Raw genomic sequence first — 22,213 nt, 5'->3', positions numbered from 1 at the left:
GGATTAGACGCGGCGGCCTCGGTGCACAAGCTCAGCGCGTGTAGGAGACCATGGTCAGCAATTCGTATTCCGCCACCTGATCGTTGTCCTGATTGTAGAGTGTCACGTTCCACGCCACCTCGCCGTAGCTGTCGGTGCGCCGGGTCTTGCGCTTTGCGGTCAGCCGGACATGCACCCGGTCGCCGGGGGAAACCGGCTTCTGAAAAGACAGCGCGTTCAGCCCGGTATTGGCCAGCACCGGGCCGGGATCGGGCTGCACGAAAAGCCCTGCGGCAAAGCTCAGCAGCAGGTAGCCATGCGCCACGCGGCCGGGGAAGAAGGGGTTCGCCTTTGCCGCCGCGTCGTCCATGTGGGCGTAGAAGGTGTCGCCGGTGAAATTGGCGAAATGCTCGATATCCTCCAGCGTCACCTCGCGGCCTTCGGTCAGGATCGTCCCACCGATGGCGATCTCGTCAAAGGTGCGCTGGAAGGGGTGCGCCGAACCCTTCACCTGCCCGGCGCCGGGCATCCACTGGCCGGTGATGGCGGTCAGCGTATCCGGCGATCCCTGCACGGCGGTGCGCTGCATGTAGTGCAGGACGCCGCGCACGCCGCCCAGTTCCTCGCCGCCGCCAGCGCGGCCGGGTCCGCCATGCACGAGGTGGGGCAGGGGGGCGCCGTGGCCGGTGGCCTCTTTCACGCAGGTGGCATCGGTGATGTGGAGCCGCCCGTGCCACGCGGCGGTTTCAAGCGTTATGGCGCGGGCTATGTCGGGATCGGCCGTCACGAGAGAGGCCACCAGCGATCCCCTGCCCCGGTTGGCGAGAGCAGCTGCCTGCGTCACGTTTGCATAGGGCATGACTGTGGCAACCGGGCCGAAGGCTTCGGTGTCGTGCACGGCGTCGCCCGACGGGTCGTCGCAGCGGAACAGCATCGGCGCGACGAAGCCGGGGCCGTCGGGCGCGGTCAGCCCGTCCAGCACGTTGACCGCCTCGCAGCCGATGCGGGCGGCCTTCCCCAGCACGTCGGCGCGCTGCTCTGCGGAGGCCAGCGCCCCCATGCGCGCGTCGCCCGAGGGGTCGCCGATGGTCAGGTCTCGCAGGCGGTCGGCCACGGCATCCGTCACCGCGTCAAGTTGCGTGTCGGGAACTAGGATGCGGCGGATCGCGGTACATTTCTGCCCCGCCTTCACGGTCATCTCCGTCACCACCTGTTTCACGAAATGGTCGAATTCCGTGCTGCCGGGCGTCACGTCCGGGCCAAGTATGGTGGCGTTCAGGCTGTCGGCTTCGGCCATGAAGCGGACCGACTGTGCCAGAAGGGTGCGATTGCCGCGCAGCGTCAGGGCGGTGTCGGCGGAGCCGGTGAAACTGACCACGTCCTGCGGCCCCAACCGGTCCAGAAGGTCCCCCGTGGGGCCGCAGATCAGCTGCACCGCGCCCTCCGGCAGCAACTCCGACTCGACGATCATGCGAAAGCACGCCTCCGTCAGGAAACACGTCTGGGTCGCGGGTTTGACGATGGCGGGCATTCCCGCCAGAAGCGTCGGCGCCAGCTTCTCCAGCATACCCCAGACCGGGAAGTTGAAGGCGTTGATATGCACCGCGACGCCCCGGCGCGGCACCGCGATGTGCTGGGCGAGGAAACTGCCGGAGCGGGAGATCCGCTCGACCGCGCCATCGAGGTAGACGTGCCCGTCGGGCATCTCGCGCCGCCCCTTGCCAGCGATGACGGTCATGGTGATGATGCCGCCCTCGATGTCCACCGAGCCGTCGCGCCGGGTGGCCCCGGTCAGCGGATTGAGTGCGTAGAGCTCTTCCTTGCGGCTGTCGATGTAGCCCGCCAGCGCCTTCAGCATCCTGGCGCGGTCGTGGAAGGTCATGGCCCGCAGGGCGGGGCCGCCGCGGTCGATGGCGTGGGACAGCATCCGCCCCGTGTCGGGCGCGCCGCCGACGCGGGCGATGCGTGCACCGTCCACCGGGCCAAAGACATCGCGTGCCGCCGCCCCCGGCGCGATCCAATCGCCTGCGACGTAGCTTGCCGGTTCCAGAATAGCCATCGACGTTCCTCCCATCGGTCGGGGCGGGGCCCCGGCTTCGGCTCAGGCTGCCCCAATTGGCGGGCCGTGGCAACATACTTGACCGTGTGGTCGGCTTTGTGCATCGTCACGCCCAGGGAGGACAGTTTCGATGACACCACAGGAACGCGCCGAGCGGTCCGCCGCAGCCATGTGGGCGGGCGACATTGCCAGTCAGACCCTCGGGATCAGCCTCGACGAGATCGGTCCGGGGCGCGCGGTGTTGTCGATGGCGGTTCAGCCGCATCACCTGAACGGGCATCGCATCTGCCACGGCGGTTTCATCTTTACCCTCGCCGACAGCGCCTTTGCCTTTGCCTGCAACAGCTACAATCAGGTGACGGTGGCGCAGGAAAACCAGATCACCTTTCTGATGCCCGGCCAGCCCGGCGAACGCCTGACCGCTACCGCACAGGAACAGGCACGTCCCGGGCGCTCCGGCGTCTACGACGTCACCGTGACGGGGCAGGACGGGCGCAAGATCGCCCTCATGCGCGGGCTTTCGCGCACCATCAAGGGCAGCCTTTTTGACGAGGCCGCCGATCCAACGGAGAATTCGAATGCGTGAAGCGTGGCTTTGCCAGGGCACCCGCACCCCAATCGGCCGCTACGGCGGCGCATTGTCATCGGTCCGCCCGGACGATCTGCTGGCGCATGTGATCCGCGCCATCGTGCCGGAGGGCCTGCCGGTGGACGAAGTCATCGCGGGCTGCGCCAATCAGGCGGGCGAGGACAACCGCAACGTCGCCCGCATGTCCGCCCTGCTGGCGGGTCTGGGCACGCAGGTGCCGGGCACCACGATCAACCGCCTGTGCGGTTCCGGGCTGGATGCCGTGGCCATGGCGGCGCGGCAGATCAAGTGCGGCGAGGCGGAGATCATCGTCGCGGGCGGTGTCGAGAGCATGTCCCGGGCGCCGTTTGTCATGCCAAAGGCCGGCGCTGCCTTCACCCGCGAAAACGCGGTCCATGACACCACCATCGGCTGGCGCTTCGTCAATCCTGGGATGCAGGCGAAATTCGGTACGGAGTCGATGCCCGAGACCGCCGAGAACGTGGCCGAGGATTTCAACGTCAGCCGCGAAGACCAGGACGCATTTGCCTACCGCTCGCAGGAGCGCGCCGCCGCCGCCATCGCGTCGGGGCGCATGGCGACGGAAATCACCCCCGTCACCATCCCGCAGCGCCGGGGCGATGCCGTCGTGGTCGACACCGATGAACACCCGCGCCAGACCTCGATGGAAAAGCTTGCCGCGCTGAAGACGCCCTTCCGGCAGGGCGGATCGGTCACGGCGGGCAATGCATCGGGGGTCAATGACGGCGCCTGCGCGCTGATCGTCGCCTCTCCCGAAGCGGCGGAAAAGCATGGGCTGAAGCCGGTCGCCCGCATCCTTGGCGCCGCCACGGCGGGCGTCGCGCCGCGCATAATGGGCTTTGGTCCCGCGCCCGCGACAGAGAAGCTGATGGGCTTCCTGAACATGTCCATCAACGCCTTCGACGTGATCGAGCTGAACGAGGCCTTCGCGGCGCAGGCGCTGGCGGTGACGCGGCACCTCGGCCTGCCCGACGACGCGCCGCACGTGAACCCGCATGGTGGGGCCATCGCGCTGGGGCACCCGCTGGGCATGTCCGGCGCACGGCTGGCGCTGACGGCGGCGCAGTCGCTGCAGGACCGGGCGGAGCGCCACGCGCTCTGCACCATGTGCATCGGCGTGGGCCAGGGGATCGCGCTGGCGCTCGAGGCGCTCTGACGCACAGATACGGTCCCTGAGGGAGGAGACGCGATGGAAGACCTTTCCCCGAAGCCCGGCGATCTCGAGCCGATCGAGACCGCCTCGCGCGATGAACTGGCGGCGCTGCAACTGGAGCGCATGAAGTGGTCGCTGCGCCACGCTTACGAGAACGTGCCGCACTATCGCACCAGCTTCGACGCGGCGGGCGTCCACCCCGACGACCTGGCCACGCTGGAGGATCTGGCGAAGTTCCCCTTCACCGTGAAGGGCGATCTGCGCGACAACTACCCCTTTGGCATGTTCGCCGTGCCGCGCGAACGGGTGAAGCGCATCCATGCGTCGTCGGGCACCACCGGGCAGCCGACCGTGGTGGGCTACACCGAACGCGATCTTGATACCTGGGCGACGGTGGTGGCGCGGTCGCTCCGGGCCTCCGGCCTGCGTGCCGGTGACATCCTGCACAATGCCTATGGCTACGGGCTGTTCACCGGCGGTCTCGGCATCCACCTTGGCGCGGACAAGCTGGGGCTGACCACGGTGCCGATCTCCGGCGGGATGACACAGCGGCAGGTGCGCCTGATCGAAGACTTCGGCGCGACAGGGATCACCGTGACGCCTTCCTATGCGCTCTCGATCATCGACGAATACGCCGAACAGGGCCGCGATCCGCGCCAGTCTCCGCTGAAGGTCGGCATCTTTGGCGCGGAGCCATGGACCAACGCCATGCGGCGCGAGATCGAGGAGGCCTTCGATATGCACGCGGTCGATATCTACGGCTTGTCGGAGGTCATGGGGCCGGGCGTCGCCAACGAATGCGTGGAGACGAAGGACGGTCTGCACATCTGGGAGGATCACTTCTACCCGGAGATCATCGACCCGGAGACCGGCGAAGTCCTGCCCGATGGCGAGCTGGGCGAGCTGGTGTTCACCTCGCTGACCAAAGAGGCCTTTCCCATCGTCCGCTACCGCACCCGCGATCTGACGCGCCTGATGCCCGGCACTGCGCGGACCATGCGGCGGATGGAAAAGGTCACGGGCCGCTCGGACGACATGATCATCCTTCGCGGCGTGAACGTCTTTCCCACGCAGATCGAGGAACAGCTGATGACGGTGAAGGCGCTGGCGCCGCACTTCCAGCTTGAGCTGAGCCGGGTGGAACACCGCGACGAGATGCGGGTGAAGGTCGAGTGCTTCCCCCATGCCTCCGGACAGGGAGCGGAGGCGTGCCGGGAGTTGGCAGCGAAGATCAAGCAGGTGGTCGGCGTGACGGTAAAGGTGGACCTCGCCGAACCGGGCGGCGTGGCCCGCAGCCAGGGCAAGGCGGTGCGCATTGTCGACAGCCGTCCAAAGGTTTGACCGCGCTCAGGTGGCGGAGCGGTAGCAAGACGCGTTCTTGAAACGGAGCGGTCGCAAGAAAGGATGTCCGATGCCGCGCGGCTTGGCCCATGACCATGAGGAAAAACGCTGTGCCCTGCGCCGGGGCGCGGCGCAGTATTTTGCGCAAAACGGGTTTGACCGCGCGTCCATGGCCGGGGCGGCGAAGGCCTGCGGCGTCTCCAAGGCGCTGATCTACCACTATTACGACAGCAAGGAGGCGCTGCTGTCGGACATCCTGAGCACGCATTACGACCACGTGACGGCCCGCGCGGAGGAGGCCGCGCCAAACGGGCTGCGCGCGCTGATGGGCGCGCTGCTCGCGGCATTCGAGCACGCCGACGCGGAACACAAACTGCAGCTTGAATCCTTGCACATGCTGCCGCCGGAGTTGCAGCAGCCCGTGCTGGCCCACCAGCGCACGCTGGTGCGGCTGATGTCCGGCGCCCTGCAAATGCAGCGCCCCGACCTGAGCGGGGACCGGTTGCGCGCGGCCACCATGACGGTGTTCGGCATCATAAACTGGGTCTACCAGTGGCACCGCCCGGGAAAGGGCCTGTCGCGGGCCGAGTTCGCCGAACTCGCGGCGGATTTCGCGGAGGGCGGACTGGAGCGGCTCTGAACGGTCCTGCGGGTTTCGCCCGCGCCGGTGTGCGGGCGGCCGACCGGGGGAGGCTCTGCCTCCCCCGAACCCCCTCCGGAGTATTTCGCCCAGGAAGAAGGGGGCTTCCCGCCGCTTGTTGGGACGTTCTTTGTTTCACCTTGGTGCAAATTTTTCGGGGAGCCCGAAGGGCTGGGCAGAGCCCCACTGTGCCCGCCGCAGGCGCGAAGTTTCCGATCCGCTCCACGCGCCTCGTGCAATGCTCTGATGCGACCTTCCAGAGTGGAAATGCGGCTTGCTGCGCGAACGCGATTCATCTAGATGCGGCGGTGGGACACCTCTCCCCAACGAGAGGCATCTATCTGGAAGGTTAGGCTATCATGGCTAGCAATGCACCCACCGCGCGCCCGGCGAATCCGCGTTTTTCGTCCGGCCCCTGCGCCAAAATCCCCGATTTCTCCCTCGACAAGCTCAGCGATGCCGCCCTCGGCCGCTCGCACCGCGCTGCCATCGGCAAGGAAAAGCTGAAGGCCGCGATCGAGGAAACCCGCGAGATCCTCGATATACCCGCCGATTACAGGATCGGCATCGTGCCCGCCTCCGACACCGGCGCCATGGAAATGGCCATGTGGTCGCTGCTGGGCGCCCGCAAGGCGACCATGGTGGCCTGGGAAAGCTTCGGCTCCGGCTGGGTGACCGATGTGGTCAAGCAGCTGAAGATCGACGCGGCGGTCAAGACCGCCGGCTATGGCGAGATCGTGGACTTTGCCGAGATCGACTTTGATACCGACGTGGTCTTCACCTGGAACGGCACCACCTCCGGCGTGCGCCTGCCGAACGGCGATGCGATCCCCGCTGATCGCGCGGGCCTGACGATCTGCGACGCGACCTCTGCCGCCTTCGCCATGGACCTGCCTTGGGAAAAGCTCGACGTGACGACCTTCTCCTGGCAGAAGGTGATGGGCGGCGAAGCAGCGCACGGGATGCTGATCCTGAGCCCCCGCGCTGTCGAGCGGCTTGAAAGCTACTCCCCCGCATGGCCGATGCCGAAGATCTTCCGCCTGACCAAGGGCGGCAAGCTGATCGACGGCATCTTCAAGGGCGAGACGATCAACACGCCGTCGATGCTGGCGGTCGAGGACTACCGCGTGGCGCTGGACTGGGCCCGCAAGGTCGGCGGCTTGCCGAAGCTGATCGAGCGCGCCACCACCAACGCCAAGGTGCTGTGGGACTTCTGCGACCGGCACGACTGGATCGAGAACCTCGCCGTGGACCCGGCGACGCGGTCAAACACCTCCGTCTGCTTGAAGTTCACCGACGACCGGATCACCGACGGCGCGGGTTTTGCCAAGTCCGTGGCGAAGAAGCTGGAGACGGCGAACGTCGCCTATGACATCGGTGCCTACCGCGATGCTCCGGCGGGTCTGCGTGTCTGGTGCGGTGCCACCGTCGAGGCCGCGGATGTCGAGGCACTGACCCTCTGGCTCAAGTGGGCCTTCGAGGAAACCGTCGCCGAACTCGAAGCGGCCTGATCCGCACACGCCTTTTCACGGATAAATCGGGGCCCCCGGCGGGGCCCCACACCCCCATTGCATCCTGAAGGACCCCTGACATGGCTCCCAAAGTTCTCGTCTCCGACAAGCTCTCCGAAACCGCCGTCCAGATCTTCCGCGATCGCGGAATCGAGGTCGACTATCTGCCCGACGTCGGCAAGGACAAGGAAAAGCTGGCCGAGATCATCGGCCAATACGATGGCCTCGCGATCCGCTCCGCGACCAAGGTGACCCCCTCCCTGCTGGAGCACGCCACCAACCTCAAGGTCGTCGGCCGCGCCGGCATCGGCACCGATAACGTCGACAAGGAAGCGGCGTCGAAGAAAGGCGTGATCGTCATGAACACGCCCTTCGGCAACATGATCACCACTGCCGAGCACGCCATCGCCATGATGTTTGCCGTCGCCCGCCAGATCCCTGAGGCCTCCGCCTCCACCCATGCGGGCAAGTGGGAGAAGTCGAAGTTCATGGGCGTCGAGCTGACCGGCAAGACGCTGGGCGTGATCGGCGCGGGTAACATCGGCGGCATCGTCTGCGACCGCGCGCGCGGCCTGAAGATGAAGGTCATCGCCTACGACCCCTTCCTGTCGGAAGAGAAGGCCGAGGAGATGCAGGTCGAGAAGGTGGAACTGGAGGAATTGCTCAAGCGCGCCGACTTCATCACCCTGCACGTTCCGCTGACCGACGGCACCCGCAACATCCTCTCGAAGGAAAACCTCGAAAAGACGAAGAAAGGCGTGCGCATCATCAACTGCGCCCGTGGTGGTCTGGTGGACGAGGCCGCGCTGGCCGAACTCGTCACGTCGGGCCATGTGGCAGGCGCCGCCTTTGACGTCTTTGCGGAGGAACCCGCGAAGGAGAACCCGCTGTTCAACCTGCCCAACGTTGTCTGCACACCGCACCTTGGCGCGTCGACCACCGAGGCGCAGGAGAACGTCGCCCTTCAGGTGGCGGAGCAGATGTCCGACTACCTGCTGACCGGCGCCGTGACCAACGCGTTGAACATGCCCAATGTCACCGCCGAAGAGGCAAAGGTCATGGGCCCGTGGATCGACCTGGCCGGGCACCTCGGCAACTTTATCGGTCAGATGACCGATGAGCCGATCAAGGCGATCAACATCCTCTACGACGGCCACGCCGCGACCATGAACCTCAAGGCGCTGAACTGCTCTTTGATTGCCGGGATCATGAAGTCGGTGAACCCGGACGTGAACATGGTCTCCGCGCCGCTGATCGCCGCCGAGCGGGGCATCAAGATCTCGACCACGAACCAGGCCCAGACCGGGGCTTTTGAGGGCTACGTCAAGGTGACCGTGGTGACCGAGTCCAAGGAGCGTTCCATCGCGGGCACGGTGTTCTCCGATGGCAAGCCGCGCTTCATCCAGATCAAGGGGATCAACATCGACGCGGAGGTGGGCCGCCACATGGTCTACACCACCAACGAGGATGTCCCGGGCATCATCGGTACACTGGGCCAGACCTGCGGCGCCAACGGCGTGAACATCGCGAACTTCACCCTCGGCCGCGCAGTGGCGAAGGGCGAGGCCATCGCGCTGCTCTACATCGACGAGCCGATCCCGGAGAAGGCAATCGCGGACCTGAAGGCCACCGGCCTGTTCCAGCAGGTAAAGCCGCTGTCGTTCGACGTGGCCTGAACGCGTCATCTGAAATCTGATATGGGCGGCCCCACAGGTCGCCCGGAGACAAGTCGTTCCCCCGGCCGCGAAAGCGGGCTTCGCGAGTCGGAGTCCCGTCTGGAAGGGCCGGGGGATACTTTTTCCATTGCACGGAATCCGTGGCCACCCGTTTCGCTTGTGCGACTCCCGATTTTGTTCAAGAGTGGACGAAATCTCTGGGAGGAGAGCACATCATGACGACCCTTGCCATTCCGGTGGATACGTCCATCGTGATCCCGGATCTTGTCCGCGACCCCTACACCATCTATCGCCGCCTGCGGGCGGAGGCTCCGGTGGTCGAAGTTCCGGCCATCAACCGCATTCTTCTGACCAAGGCCGCCGACACCAAGGCGGTGAAGGATAATCCGGTCCTGTTCTCTTCGGATGACCCGCAAACGCCGATGCAGCGGGCCTTCATGGCGCATACCCTGATGCGGAAGGATGGCGAGGAGCACGCCCGCGAGCGGGGGGCCATGGCGCCGGCTTTTGCGCCGAAGAACCTGCGTGGCCACTGGCGCGGGATCTACCAGAGGGTCGCCGAGGACTACGTCGCGCGCCTGCCGCGCGGCGAGGTGGTCGATATCTTCCCGGCTTTGGCGGCACCCTTCGCGGCGCGCTGCCTGACGCACCTGCTCGGCATCGAATCCGCCACCGACGCCGAGATGATTCACTGGTCGCAGGCACTGATCGACGGGGCGGGGAACTTTGGCTGGGCGCCGGAGCCGTTCGAGATCACCGACGCGGCCCATGGCGCGATGAACGCGCTCTTTGCCCGCGAGGCGGAGCAGCACCGGGTGGAGAAGGGGCCGTCCGCCCTGTCGGCCATGGTCAATGCCGAGGACCCGATCCCACTGACCCAGATCGAGGCCAACATCAAGATCGCCATCGGCGGCGGCATCAACGAGCCGCGCGACGCGCTTTGTACGATCCTTTACGGGGTGCTTGGCAACCCGGATTTCAAGGCCGCGATGAAGGAGGATGACAAGTGGTTCACCGAGGCCTTCGAGGAGGGCGTGCGATGGGTGGCGCCGATCCAGACCTCTTCGCGGCTCGTCACCGAGGATACCGAGATTCGCGGCCATTTCATCCCGAAGGGCAAGGTGGTCATGACCAGCCAGGCCAGCGCCGGGCATGACGAGGAGGTCCATGAAAACGGCCATGTCTACGACCTCTTCCGGCCCAGAAAGACCCACCAGAGTTTCGGTAATGGCCCGCATTTCTGCCAGGGCACCCATGTGGCGCGGATGATGCTGGCCCAGATCATGCTGCCCCTCCTGTTCGACCGATTCCCGGACATGAGCCTGGAGGAACCCGAGAGCGTGGTCTGGTCCGGGTTCGGATTTCGGGGGCCGCTCAACATGCCGGTAAGGCTGGCCTGATGTCCCATGCTGGGACGTCTTGTCGGACAAGCGAAATCAGGAGGTTACGGGGCCGCGTTTACCGGGTGTGAACCTCTTGGGGCCCCGGATGAGGATTTTGGGCGGGTTGCGGAGCGCGTGACCTGAGCTGTGGAAAGCGGCGCAGGGCGGCCAGCGCCGCCGGTTTCACAGGTCCCGCGTTTCACAGGCCCCGTTTCACAGGCCCCGTGTCTTGCTGTTCCCGCGCGGGGGGGGGCAGTAGCCCGGTACGGGGTGGTAGGCGCCCTGTTTGATGTGCGGCGTGAGGAGCCTCGGTACGATGGCGGCCACCATGGCGGCGAGTGCGGCTCATATTGTCCCCAAGTGCGGCAGCGCGGGCCGGTCCCGCGCCATGGGCCAAGCCAGTATCGGGCCAGTATCGGGCCGCTATCAGGCAGGCGGCGACGATGGAAAAGCCGCTTCATCCCGGCAGGGGCAGGTGTGTCTGCGCGAGAGACACGCCATGGACGCGCGGCGCTGACTTCGGGATTCCCCGGCCTGTTCCCAGACTGCCGGACACCGAGGCAAGCAGCGTGAATATGGGTGAAATACCTCTCGTGATCTGTCCTGACGGAGGAATCGCCCGCGTGAAATGATCCCGCGCGAAACGACAAGGTCTGAAGGGAACCGGGAATGCCCCGGCGATCTGCGTAGCCATGTCGCGCGGCGCTGCACGCAGTGGTCGGCCCCCTGCGACCGTGCTACGTCTGCCGCATGACAGACAGGATCTACGCCATTGGCGACATTCACGGCCAGAGCGCCATGCTCGACACGGCGCTGGCCCGTATCGAAAACGACGGCGGCACGGAAGCGCGCATCGTCTTTCTGGGCGATTACGTCGACCGGGGACCGGATTCGAAGGGCGTGATCGACACGCTGACCGAGGGGCTTGCCAAGGGGCGCAACTGGACCTGCGTCAAGGGCAACCACGACCGCCTGTTCGAATGGTTCGTGCTGCCGCCGAAGCCGCGCAACGATCCGCACCTTCTGATCGGCTACGACTGGACGCATCCCAACATCGGCGGGCGCGAAACCATGCAAAGCTATGGTGTGGACGTGCCGGAGCGCATCCGTTCCGAGGATCTGGCCCAAACGCTGCGCGAGCGGGTGCCCGACGCACATCTGGAGTTTCTGGCCAGCCTGAAGATCTGCCACCGCGAGACGGGGCTGTTCTTTGCCCATGCGGGCGTGCGGCCGGGCGTGGCGCTGTCGGATCAGCACGAGGACGACCTTGTATGGATCCGCGAAGCGTTCCTGCACGACGAAACCGATCACGGCGCGCTTGTGGTGCATGGGCACACGCCGGTCGAGACGCCCGATCTGCGCGTCAACCGGCTGAACCTCGATACCGGGGCGGGCTATGGCAAGCCTCTCACGGTGGCCGTGTTCGAGGGCGAGACGATCCACGCCCTCCGGGAGTCAGGCCGCGTTCGACTCCGCTGAGGGGCCGGTGTCGGTTTCCGGCCGCGTAACGGGTGCGGGGGTCGGGCTGAGCGCCTCCCATGCCTGAAACTGTGACAGGAAGACCTGCCCGGTGAGGTCATCGAGGAAGTGCGAGCGTTTGAGGCGGTCCGTCACGGGGCCTTTGACTTCGGACAGGTGCAGGCGGATGTCCATTTCCGACAGGCGGCGGTTCAGTTCCTCCAGCGTTTCCAGCGCAGACATGTCGATTTCGTTCACGGCGGGGCAGTTCAGAACCACGTCGGTGATCGGTTCTTCGCAGGCGACGCGGTTCAGCACGTAATCCTCAAGGAACCGCGCATTGGCGAAATACAGGCTTTCGTCGACGCGCAGGGTGACGAGGTGCGGCCGGGTTTCGACCGTGTGCCGCAGGATGTTCCGGAAGTGCTGCGTGCCGGGGACGAGGCCGATTTCGGCGACGTGCGGACGCGAGGTCTTGTAGAGGTGCAGACCGATGGAGATCAGCACACCGGCGGAGACGCCGACTTCGACGCCCAGCCCGAGGGTCAGGAAGATCGTCGCGGCGACGGCGGCGAAGTCGACCTTTGAATAGCCCCAGGCCTTTGTCAGGATCGACAGGTCGACCAGCGACAGCACGGCGACGATGATCGTCGCGGCCAGCGTGGCAATGGGGAGGAAGTACAGCAGCGGCGTCAGCAGCAGCGCGGCAAGGCCGATGCCCACGGCGGTATAGGCACCTGCGGCGGGGGTTTCCGCACCGGCGTCGAAGTTCACCACGGAGCGGGCAAAGCCGCCCGTCACCGGGTAGCCCCCCGTCACGGCGGAGGCGATGTTGGACGCGCCGAGGCCGATCAGTTCCTGATCCGGGACAATGCGCTGGCGGCGCTTGGCGGCCAGCGTCTGCGCCACGGAGACGGATTCGACGAAGCCGATGATGGAGATCAGGATGGCGGGCAGCGCCAGTTGCCCCCAGAGCGTGCCGTCAAGCGACGGCAACGTCAGCGGCGGCAGGCCCATGGGCACGTCGCCGACGATCTTCACGCCCTTGTCGTGCAGGCCAAAGGCCCATGTGGCGAGGATGGTCGCCGCAACGGCGGCGACGGGCCCGGCCTTGGCCGCGATGTCGGCAAGGCGCGGTTTCATGCCGGTGGAGATCAGCAGGGGTTTCAGGCCCTTGCGGACCCAGAACAGGAAGCCGGTCACGGTCAGGCCGATGCCCATGGTGATGATGTTGGCCTGATCCTGATGGGCGAGCAGGGATTCGACCGTCTCGACGAGGTTGTGACCGCCTGCGGAGATGCCGAAGATATGCTTCAGCTGCGAGGTGGCGATCAGGATGCCGGAGGCGGTGATGAATCCCGCGATAACCGGGTGCGACAGGAAATTCGCCACAAAGCCGAGCTTGAACACGCCCATGACCATGAGGAAGGCGCCGGAGATGAATGCGAGCGTGCCTGCGGCCATGGCGATTTCCACCGGATCGGTCAGCCCGAGGTTGCCGATGGCGGCGGCGGTCATCAGCGACACGACGGCGACGGGGCCGACGGCCAGCGCGCGGGAGGTGCCGAAGATGGCGTAGGCCACCAGCGGCAGGATGGAGGCATAAAGGCCCATTTCGGCGGGCAGGCCGGCGAGCAGCGCATAGGCCAGCGATTGCGGGATCAGCATGATCGTGACGATCACGGCGGCAACGAGGTCGGAGGTGGCCTGGTCCCTGTCGTACTGCCGGCCCCACTGGAGAATCGGCATGTACTGGGTGAAGGTCTTCGCGGACAATCGTGGAAGCTTCATTTGGGTGTCCTGCAGATTGGAGGGGCGACGACTCGCCGTTTGGACCTCTATATATTCTAAAAGCAGAATTTGAAAAGGATGGAATGCAGGTTTTCCCGGGGGTGCTGTTTCCGGCCGGAGCCTTTGGCGGGCGTCTTGCGGTCATGCTTCGGGAGGTGGAGGATTGCAGGGGGGCGGACCCATGCCCGCCCTTCGTTCCGTGTATCAGACCGAGGCGAAGCCCGTGTCGAGTGCCCCGAGAACGCTGTTCACCTCGTCCTCGGTGATGGTCAGCGGCGGCGACATCAGGAAGTTGTGGCCCGACATGCGCACCATGGCGCCCGCCTCGTAGACCGCTTCGTGGATGCGTTTCACCGTGGTGCCGTCAAGCGGGGTCTTCTGCGCGCGGTCGGAGACCAGCTCGATCCCGGTCATCAGGCCATGACCGCCGCGCACATCGCCGATCAGCCCGTGCTTCTCCGCCAGCTTGCGGACGCCGTCAAAAAGCTGCGTGCCCCGCGCGGCGGCGTTGGCCTTTGTGTCCAGCCGCAGGGTTTCCGACAGGCAGGCGACCACCGCGGCCGCGCCCACCGGGTGAGCGGAGTAGGTGTAGCCGTGGGAGATGGTGCCCTCGGCCGGTTTCGACGTCTCGAAGACCTCTGCCACCTTGCCGGAGATGAGCGCCGCGCCCACCGGGAAATAGCCCGAGGTGATGCCCTTTGCCGTGCTCATCATGTCGGGCTTCACGCCCCAGTGGCGCGCGCCGGACCAGTCGCCGGTGCGGCCGAAGCCGGTGATGACCTCGTCGGAGATCATCAGGATGCCGTGCCGGTCGCAGATCTCGCGCATCAGCGGCATGAAGCTGGCATCCGGCACGATCACCCCGCCCGCGCCGAGGATCGGTTCAACGATCAGCGCGGCGATGGTTTCGGCGCCCTGAAAGGCGATTTCGTCCTCGAAGGCCTGCGCGATGAGCTGCGCCAGACGGGCCGGATCGGTTTCGTTGAACGGGTTGCGGTAGGGATAGGGCGCGGGCAGGTGGTAGCAGCCCGGCAGCAGCGGTTCGTAGTTGATGCGGAAACGGTTGTTGCCGTTCACGCTGGCCCCGCCGAAATGGGTGCCGTGGTAGCCCTTTTTGAGGGAGATGAATTTGGTCCGGGTCGGTTCACCGCGCAGACGGTGATATTGGCGCGCCAGCCGCAGGCAGGTTTCCACGCTGTCCGACCCGCCGGAGGTGAAGAACACCCGCTCGATCCCGTCCTCGGCAAAGAACGCCTGCACGGCGTGCGCCGCCTCGATCGCGGGCGGGTTCGACGATCCTGCAAAGGCGGAGTAATAGGGCAGTTCGAAAAGCTGGTCGGCGATGGATTGCTTCACCACATCGTTGGAATAGCCGAGGTTCACGCACCACAGTCCGCCGACGGCGTCGATCACGGCGTGATCGTCAATATCTGTGATCCGCACACCGGCTGCGCGCGTAATGATCTTTGGAGGATGCGCGGCCTGATCGCCCGGATGCGCCATCGGGTGCCACATCTGGCGGGCGTTGTTTTCCTTGAGAAAGTTCTCGTCTTTCATGGCGCGACTCTTCGATATGAGGGAGAGGATTTGATCAAATTTGACAGCGCGGGCGGGCCCTGTCCAGTGCGGGCGTATTCCTTGCTGGCCAGACTCGGCCAAAAGGCGCAGATTGGGGGGAGTGGTGAGGGATTGTTACAGATGGTGCGGGTCCAGTTGGTAGTGTTTGGACTGATGACGATGGGCACGGGTGGGTCGTTGCGGGCGGGGCCCTCCGTCTTGCATGTCGTGGCCAAAGTGGCGCCCGCCGTCCCCCGACACCCCCGGCGCCTTGATGCCGGGGCGCGCGCCGGGGCGGGTCACGCAAACCACCTTTCACCACGCGGGCCTTGCCGGGGCGGAGCCGCCGCTGGGCGACGTGCCGGGCGCGCGAGGCCTGTCATGTCGCTGATTGGTTGTGCTTCCGTTTGGCCACGCAACTATCCGCATGGGCCATTGCTGCCTGCGAGAGGGCTGTCTTACCGTGATCGGGAGGGGTTTCCACTGGTCGGTCCGACCGGGGCAAATGCGTTTGCCACGCGAGGAAGCCGGGGAGGGAGGCCACAGCCGCGATGAGCGTTGCGCGCCGCGATATGCGACACCTCTACGAGGTCGAATACGGCGTCCGGCGCGAGCTGGTCCTGCGGCTGGTCGGCGTCTGCCTCAGCGCTTTTCTGATGCATCTCTACAACGGCATGTACATGCCCTTTGTCTGGTGCCTGGGCTATCTGTTGTGCCATATGGCCCACTTCCTGTTCATCGTCGCGCATCTGGACCGCGCCGACACCGAAGATCTGACCATCGCGGGGCTGCTGTACCTCGTGGTGGTGCTGTCCTTCATGTGGTTGCCCGCGTGGCTGGGGATGCAGAGCGATCCAACCCTGATCTGGGTCGGGTCTGTGCTGATGATTTCCGCGATCACCTATCAGATCCGCCGCGCTGACCGGATGCTCTGGCTGATCTGGGCGCAGATCAGCATCTTTGGCGCCCTGTCGGCGGTGGTCATGGCCAGCCATGTGCATCGTTTCGAGGGGCTGGTAGGGCAGCTTGGCGCGGTGCTGGTGACGGCGGCGGCCTTTGCCTACGTGGCTTTGGCGATGCTTTACACCCGGAAATCGCGGCTGACGATGGAGGACGCGGCGGAGCAGATGGCTCAGGACCAGAAGATGTCGGCCATCGGGCGGCTCGCCGGGGGCATGGCGCATGATTTCAACAACATGCTGACCGTGATGAAGGGCAATCTCGACCTGTACCACCTGTCCGACGCCGAAGAGGACAGGGAGGCCGCCGTGCGGGAGGCGCAGATCGCGGTGCTGCGGGCGGAGGAGGTCGTGCAGCAGCTGATGATCTACGCGCGCAAGGCGCCGGTGCGGCTGCGGGTGCTGGATGCCAATCTGGCGATGGACCAGATGATGATGCTGGTGCGGTCGATGGTGCCATCCCGGATCAGGCGGAATTTCGTTCCGCTGGAGCGGCGGCTGCATATCGAGGTCGACGAGGGGCAGCTGACGACGGCGCTGTTGAACCTCGTGAAGAACGCGGTCGATGCCATGGAGGGCCAGGGCACGATGACCATAGCCACGGGGCACGAGGTGCTGGAGGGCACGCCGGAACATCACGGCGCGCGGCTGGAGCCGGGGGCCTACGTGACGATCACCGTGTCAGATACCGGTGCGGGCATCGTCGCGGAGCATCTGGATCACGTGATGGAGCCGTTCTTTACCACCAAGCCGGAGGGCAAGGGCACCGGGCTGGGGCTGTCGATGGTGGCGGGCTTCGTGCAGGGCGCGGGGGGCGGGCTGCGCATCCGCAGCTCTGCGCAGGGGACCGATGTGACCCTGCTGTTGCCTGCAGCGCGCGCGCCTCACAACTCTGGGGGCCCTCAGTCGAAGAGTGTGAGCGCGGCGTCGCCGGACGGGCCGATGCCCGTGCGGATGGTCCCGGAAACCTGACGCGCCAGGTGTGTCGCCGGTTGCGCGACAAGTGTTACGCCTGATGCACGGCGGGCGGTGCGAAAGGGCGGGACGTTGCCTTGCCCTGTGACGGACAGTGCAGAAGGGACCGCTGACCGCATCGGAAAACCATGGCCCCGAACGCAAGACGCCGCCCCGAGGGGCGGCGCTGCGTTTCGATCCGAAGACCGGAAGAGATCAGAAGCCGAGGCCTTCGTACTTCTTCTTGAACTTGGACACGCGGCCGCCCTGGTCGAGCATACGGCCCGTGCCGCCGGTCCATGCCGGGTGCACGGTGGGGTCGATGTCGAGCACGAGCGTGTCGCCTTCCTTGCCCCAGGTGGTGCGGGTCTGGAACTCGGTCCCGTCGGTCATGCGGACGGTGACGAGGTGGTAGTCGGGGTGCAGATCCTTTTTCATCTCGTCTGATCCTTACGCTTCGGCCTTCGGGGCCTTGTAGTTGGAGACTTCCGCGATACGGGCCGATTTGCCACGGCGCGAACGCAGGTAATACATCTTCGCGCGGCGGACGCGGCCACGGCGCACGACTTCGATGTAGTCGATGTTGGTGGAGTGCAGCGGGAACACACGTTCCACGCCTTCACCGAAGGAAATCTTGCGGACGGTGAACGAACCCGCGATGCCCTTGCCGTTCTTGCGGCTGATGCAGACGCCTTCGTAGTTCTGCACACGGGTACGGGTGCCTTCGGTCACCTTGAAGCCGACGCGAATGGTGTCGCCGGCCTTGAAGTCGGGGATGGTCTTCCCCAGCGTCGCGATCTGCTCCGCTTCGAGCTGTGCGATCAGGTCCATCTGATCTCTCCTTTGCTACCACGCGGTTTGCCCGCGGAAATGTCTGCCGGCGCAGTGATCCCCTGCGCGGCCCATGGGGCCGGGGCGTGGGGATATGCGCGCGTCAGCTTTTGCTTTGCTGTCGTGGGGCGGCTTGCCGACGCGGTGTCGGGGGACCGGTCTCACGAAACCAACAGGCACCGAGTCGCCCCGGTGCCCACTGGATGCGCCCCTATACGCGCGCAAGGCCCATGTCGCAAGGCCCATGTCGCAAGGGGTTTCGCAAGGGGTTCCGCGGGCGGGCAGGCGATGGGGCGGGTATGGGCAGGCGGCAGGCCAAAGTCGGGTAGGAACACGCTGGGGCGACACGGCTCCGGGGGGCTCCGCACAGGTCCATCCGCGCCTGTTCGAGGCCGGACAGGCCATTGCGCGCGGGGATGCGGACGGGATACCGTCGCCGCTGGGGGACGACATGCGCGACATCAACCTGAAGGCAACCGAACATTTCGAGGCGGTTGCCCGCCTTGGCAGCGTGACGCGGGCGGCGGCGGAGCTGGGCGTTTCGCCCTCGGCCGTCAGCCAGCAGTTGAAGACGCTGGAGGCGCAATTCGGCGTCCGCCTGTTCCGGCGCGAAAAGCGGCGGCTGGTGCTGACACAGGACGGCGAGCGTCTGTTCCAGACCACCACGCAGGCCTTCGCCGCGCTGAGGAACGCGCGCGACGCGATCAGCCGCCAGCGGGACATGCGGTCGCTGGTGTTGCGGGTCTCGCCGTCCTTCGGGGTGCGCTGGCTGGGGTCGCGCATCGCGGGGTTTTCGGCGCAGAACGAGGATTGGAACATCCGGGTCGACGCCACGCCGGAATTCTCCGCCTTCGAGACGGAGACAGTGGATTTCGACCTGCGCTATGGCCTTGGCCGCTGGGAGGGGCTGGTGGTGGAGCCGGTCATGCAGGATTATGTGCTGCCGCTGTGCAGCCCCGCCTACCTCGCGCGGTTCGACGACCCGGTGGCGCAGCTGGCGCAGGCGCGGCTGATCGACAGCGCCAAGGCGCTGTATCGTTGGGATGTCTGGCTGGCGGCGCAGCGGCTGTCACTGCCGGAGGTGGGCTATCCGTTCCGCTTTGACCGGTCCTCCATGGCCATCGAGATGGCCAGGCAGGGCGGCGGTGTGGCGCTGGACAGCGCGGCGCTGTGCCTGGGCGAACTGGAACGCGGCGAACTGGTGCCCTTTGCGCCCGCGCTGCCGGTGATGGTCTTTCCGGCCTATTGGTTCGTTGCCCCGGAGCGCCACCTGACACGCCGCATCGTGCGGCGGTTTCGCGACTGGATCGGGTCAGAGGCGCAGGCGCACGAGGCACGGGTGCAGGCGGTGCTGGAACGGCAGTGTCGTCTGGTTGCGGCCAGCCCGGAGCAGATGGCGCAAGCGACCTGAACGGCTGGAGGATCGGCGCGGAATCGGGGGACGGAAAACGCCGCGCCCCAAATGGGAGAGGGGGCGCGGCGTCGGGAGGCGAAAGATCAATCAATGATCTGCCGGGGGCGCGTGTCGCATATCGTTCCGACAGGCGCAACGCCGTGCGTCCGCCCCGCGACGACTCGTCCCGGTGAGTGGCTCCGGTGAGCCGCCGGGACGTCGCCGCGAGCCGCCAAAAACCCGTTCAGTGGATAAGCGACCCGCCGTTCACATCGACCTCCGTTCCGGTGCAATAGGCCGACAGGTCGGAGGCGAGAAAAAGCGCGCAGCCCGCCACGTCCGAGGCTTCCCCGGCGCGGCCCATGGGGATGCTGGCCAGCGCCTGGGCGCGCATCTCGGGCGTCAGTTTCCCGGCGGTGATGTCGGTGGCGATGAAGCCGGGGCAGATCGCGTTGGCGCGCACGCCGTCGGGGGCGAGTTCGCGGGCCATCGCCTTTGTCAGGCCCAGCACGCCCGCCTTGGCCGCCGAGTAATGCGGACCGCCGAAGATGCCGCCGCCGCGCTGGGCGGAAACCGACGACAGGTTGACGATGGAGCCCGCGCCCTGCGCCCGCATCGCCGGGATGACGGCCTGGCTCATGTAGAGCGTGCCGCGCAGGGAGACGTCTGTGACGGCCTCGTAGTTCTCGGGCGCGATCTCCATCAGCTTCAGCGGCTGGGTGATGCCTGCGTTGTTCACCAGAATGTCGATGCGGCCGAAGGCGTCGAGCACGGCGCGGGCCGCCGCGTCGCAGTCGCCCCGGTCGGTGACATTGCCCGCGAGACCGATGTGCCCCGTGCCCGGAAGGTCGGCGGCGGCGGCCTGCGCCGCGGCTTCGTCAAGGTCGGTGATGGCGACGCGGCAGCCGTGCTCGGCAAAGAGCATGGCCGCGGCCTTGCCCAGCCCGCGCGGGGATGCCGCGCCGGTGATGATGGCGGTCTTTCCGTCCAGTAGTCCCATGGTGTTCTCCCTGTGGGCGTTCGATTGGCGCTACAGCCAGCCCTTGATGCTCTCCGCGACCCGGTCGACGGAGAGGCCGTACATGTCGTGCAGCGTGGGCAGCGCCCCCGCCTCCAGAAATTCGTCGGGCAGGGCGATCATGCGGAAGGACGGGGTATGCCCCGCTGTCAGGATCTGGCGCGCCACGGCCTCGCCCAGCCCGCCATTTTCTGTATGATTTTCCGCCGTGACCACCAGCCGCCCGCCGCGTCCGACCTCGGCGAGGATCGTCTCCGTATCGAGCGGCTTGATCGTGGGGACGTGCAGCACGGCGACGTCGACATTGTCCTGCGCGAGGCGTTCGGCGGCGTCGAGCGCGCGCATGGTCATGATGCCCGATGCGATCACCAGCACGTCGCGGCCCTCGCGGATCATCTGCGCCTTTCCCAGCCGGAAGCGGTAGTCGGGCTTGTGCCGGGTCAGCACCTTGGCGACCTTGCCGCGCAGAAGGCGGGCGTAGACCGGACCGTCGTGGGCGATCATCTCCGGCACCATGCCGGCGATGTCGGTGGCGTCGCAGGGGTCGATCACCACCATGTTCGGCAGGCCCCGGAAGATCGCGAGGTCCTCGGTCGCCTGGTGCGAGGGGCCGTAGCCCGTGGTCAGGCCGGGCAGGGCGCAGGCGATCTTCACCGGCAGGTTTTCCTCTGCGATGGCCATGGCGATGAAATCGTAGGCCCGGCGCGAGGCGAAGACGGCGTAGGTGGTGGCGAAGGGGATGAAGCCCTCGCGCGCCATGCCCGCCGCCGCCGACATGAGAAGCTGTTCGGCCATGCCCATCTGGTAGAAGCGGTCCGGCATGGCTTTGGCAAAGACATGCAGGTCGGTGTATTTCGACAGGTCGGCGGAGAGGCCGACGACCCGGTCATCGCCTTCGGCGGCGCGGGTCAGCGCGTGGCCGAACGGGGCGTCGACGGTGTCGTAGCCTTCGGCCGAGAGCGAGGCGATCATGGCGGAGGTCGCCACCGTCTGGTCGGGCACGCGGCGTGGTTCGTATTTGCGCTTCATCGAGGCGAGGGTCATTGCGGTTTTCCTTCGTCCAGCTTTTCCAGTGCCTTGGCCCATTCGTCGGCCTCGACGCGGACGAAATGGGTGATCTCGCGCGCTTCGAGGAAATCGACGCCTTTGCACATGGTGGTGTTGCAGATGATGACGCGGGGCTTCGGGTCCTTCAGCGCGCGGGCGGCATCGAAGGCGGCGACCAGCGCGTCCATGTCGTTGCCGTCGACCTCCTGCGCGTGCCAGCCAAAGGCCTGCCATTTGGGCGCCTCGGCCCCCACCGCCAGCGCATTCCGGGACGGCCCGTCGGCCTGCTGGTTGTTGAAGTCGACCACGCAGATCAGGTTGTCGAGCTGCCATTGGGTGGCGGACATGACCGCCTCCCAGGTGGATCCTTCGCCCAGTTCGCCGTCCGACATGAGGTTGAAGATGAAGGCGGGGTTCTTCTTGCGCTTCAGGCCCAGTGCCGCACCCACGGCGATGCCCAGACCCTGCCCGAGGGAGCCGCCGGTGATCTCCATCCCCGGCGTGTAGGAGGCCATGCCCGACATGGGCATCCGGCTGTCGTCCATGCCGTAGGTCGCCAGCTCGTCGTCGGGCAGGATGCCCGCCTCCATCAGCGCGGCATAGAGTGCGATGGCATAGTGCCCGATCGACAGGTAGAAACGGTCGCGCCCCTCCCATTCTGGATCCTCGGCGCGGTAGTCCATGGCGTGGAAATAGGCCGTCGCCAGCACGTCCGCGACGCCAAGCGCCTGGCCGATGTAGCCCTGCCCCTGCACCTCGCCCATCAAGAGCGCCTTGCGCCTTATGTTCCACGCGCGCTGTGCCAGCGACACGTTGGACAATGTCTGTGTCATCTCCCGCCTCCCTCGGTTCCG

At 66.2% G+C, this 22,213-nt stretch carries 18 protein-coding genes; 10 read left to right on the top strand and 8 right to left on the bottom strand.

Annotation, left to right across the window (positions count from 1 at the left end; all coding sequences use genetic code 11):
- Positions 1-31 precede the first annotated feature (31 nt).
- Positions 32-2,038, bottom strand: a complete 2,007-nt coding sequence (paaZ, locus tag J5474_RS07845; RefSeq protein WP_209360253.1) for a phenylacetic acid degradation bifunctional protein PaaZ — start codon at positions 2,036-2,038, stop codon at positions 32-34.
- 130 nt (positions 2,039-2,168) lie between these two features.
- Between paaZ and paaI the strand changes: the two genes are divergently transcribed.
- From paaI to J5474_RS07805, 8 genes are all read left to right on the top strand, one after another.
- On the top strand, positions 2,169-2,624 hold the full coding sequence (gene paaI / locus J5474_RS07840; protein ID WP_209360252.1) for a hydroxyphenylacetyl-CoA thioesterase PaaI: 456 nt from the start codon (positions 2,169-2,171) through the stop codon (positions 2,622-2,624).
- Positions 2,617-3,804 carry a 3-oxoadipyl-CoA thiolase gene (gene pcaF / locus J5474_RS07835; RefSeq protein WP_209360251.1) on the top strand — a complete coding sequence of 396 codons (1,188 nt, stop codon included), beginning with the start codon at positions 2,617-2,619 and terminating at the stop codon, positions 3,802-3,804. Before paaI ends, pcaF begins: the two co-directional genes overlap by 8 nt.
- 33 nt (positions 3,805-3,837) lie before the next feature.
- Entirely contained in the window at positions 3,838-5,142 is a 1,305-nt protein-coding gene (gene paaK / locus J5474_RS07830; protein ID WP_209360250.1) for a phenylacetate--CoA ligase PaaK, read from the top strand.
- 70 nt (positions 5,143-5,212) lie between these two features.
- Complete coding sequence (locus J5474_RS07825; protein ID WP_209360249.1) at positions 5,213-5,782, top strand: TetR/AcrR family transcriptional regulator; 570 nt, start codon at positions 5,213-5,215, stop codon at positions 5,780-5,782.
- 359 nt (positions 5,783-6,141) lie between these two features.
- Complete coding sequence (locus tag J5474_RS07820; protein WP_209360248.1) at positions 6,142-7,293, top strand: phosphoserine transaminase; 1,152 nt, start codon at positions 6,142-6,144, stop codon at positions 7,291-7,293.
- An 80-nt stretch (positions 7,294-7,373) separates the two neighbouring features.
- Positions 7,374-8,969, top strand: a complete 1,596-nt coding sequence (gene serA / locus J5474_RS07815) for a phosphoglycerate dehydrogenase (RefSeq protein ID WP_209360247.1) — start codon at positions 7,374-7,376, stop codon at positions 8,967-8,969.
- A gap of 215 nt (positions 8,970-9,184) precedes the next feature.
- Positions 9,185-10,369, top strand: coding sequence for a cytochrome P450 (locus J5474_RS07810; RefSeq protein WP_209360246.1), 1,185 nt, complete (start codon positions 9,185-9,187; stop codon positions 10,367-10,369).
- Positions 10,370-11,101: 732 nt separating this feature from the next.
- On the top strand, positions 11,102-11,830 hold the full coding sequence (locus J5474_RS07805) for a metallophosphoesterase family protein (RefSeq protein ID WP_209360245.1): 729 nt from the start codon (positions 11,102-11,104) through the stop codon (positions 11,828-11,830).
- Here the strand turns inward: J5474_RS07805 and J5474_RS07800 are convergent.
- Complete coding sequence (locus tag J5474_RS07800; RefSeq protein WP_209360244.1) at positions 11,807-13,600, bottom strand: SulP family inorganic anion transporter; 1,794 nt, start codon at positions 13,598-13,600, stop codon at positions 11,807-11,809. The genes J5474_RS07805 and J5474_RS07800 overlap by 24 nt on opposite strands.
- 204 nt (positions 13,601-13,804) lie before the next feature.
- Positions 13,805-15,157 (bottom strand): aminotransferase class III-fold pyridoxal phosphate-dependent enzyme, encoded by a 1,353-nt coding sequence (locus tag J5474_RS07795; RefSeq protein WP_209360243.1) that lies wholly within the window; start codon positions 15,155-15,157, stop codon positions 13,805-13,807.
- 551 nt (positions 15,158-15,708) lie between these two features.
- Here J5474_RS07795 and J5474_RS07790 point away from each other — a divergent pair.
- Positions 15,709-17,088, top strand: coding sequence for a sensor histidine kinase (locus tag J5474_RS07790; protein WP_209360242.1), 1,380 nt, complete (start codon positions 15,709-15,711; stop codon positions 17,086-17,088).
- Between the two features lie 198 nt (positions 17,089-17,286).
- Here J5474_RS07790 and rpmE read toward each other — a convergent pair whose 3' ends face one another.
- Together rpmE and rplS are read right to left on the bottom strand one after the other, a co-directional pair.
- On the bottom strand, positions 17,287-17,508 hold the full coding sequence (gene rpmE, locus J5474_RS07785; protein ID WP_209360241.1) for a 50S ribosomal protein L31: 222 nt from the start codon (positions 17,506-17,508) through the stop codon (positions 17,287-17,289).
- A gap of 12 nt (positions 17,509-17,520) precedes the next feature.
- Positions 17,521-17,901: a 50S ribosomal protein L19 gene (gene rplS / locus J5474_RS07780; protein WP_209360240.1), complete on the bottom strand. Its 381-nt coding sequence runs from the start codon at positions 17,899-17,901 to the stop codon at positions 17,521-17,523.
- Positions 17,902-18,352: 451 nt separating this feature from the next.
- Between rplS and J5474_RS07775 the strand changes: the two genes are divergently transcribed.
- Positions 18,353-19,312, top strand: coding sequence for a LysR substrate-binding domain-containing protein (locus J5474_RS07775; protein WP_209360239.1), 960 nt, complete (start codon positions 18,353-18,355; stop codon positions 19,310-19,312).
- A gap of 226 nt (positions 19,313-19,538) precedes the next feature.
- Here the strand turns inward: J5474_RS07775 and J5474_RS07770 are convergent, their stop codons facing one another.
- Genes J5474_RS07770 through J5474_RS07760 form a run of 3 tightly spaced genes read right to left on the bottom strand, consistent with a single transcriptional unit; the run spans position 19,539 to position 22,192 of the window.
- Positions 19,539-20,294: an SDR family NAD(P)-dependent oxidoreductase gene (locus J5474_RS07770; RefSeq protein ID WP_209360238.1), complete on the bottom strand. Its 756-nt coding sequence runs from the start codon at positions 20,292-20,294 to the stop codon at positions 19,539-19,541.
- 30 nt (positions 20,295-20,324) lie between these two features.
- Entirely contained in the window at positions 20,325-21,356 is a 1,032-nt protein-coding gene (locus J5474_RS07765; protein WP_209360237.1) for a transketolase family protein, read from the bottom strand.
- Entirely contained in the window at positions 21,353-22,192 is an 840-nt protein-coding gene (locus tag J5474_RS07760; RefSeq protein WP_209360236.1) for a transketolase, read from the bottom strand. Before J5474_RS07760 ends, J5474_RS07765 begins: the two co-directional genes overlap by 4 nt.
- Positions 22,193-22,213: the final 21 nt, after the last annotated feature.

The organism is Sagittula salina, from assembly GCF_017813235.1.
Taxonomy (GTDB): Bacteria; Pseudomonadota; Alphaproteobacteria; order Rhodobacterales; family Rhodobacteraceae; genus Sagittula; species Sagittula salina.
This window is presented reverse-complemented; position numbering and strand designations above follow the sequence as displayed.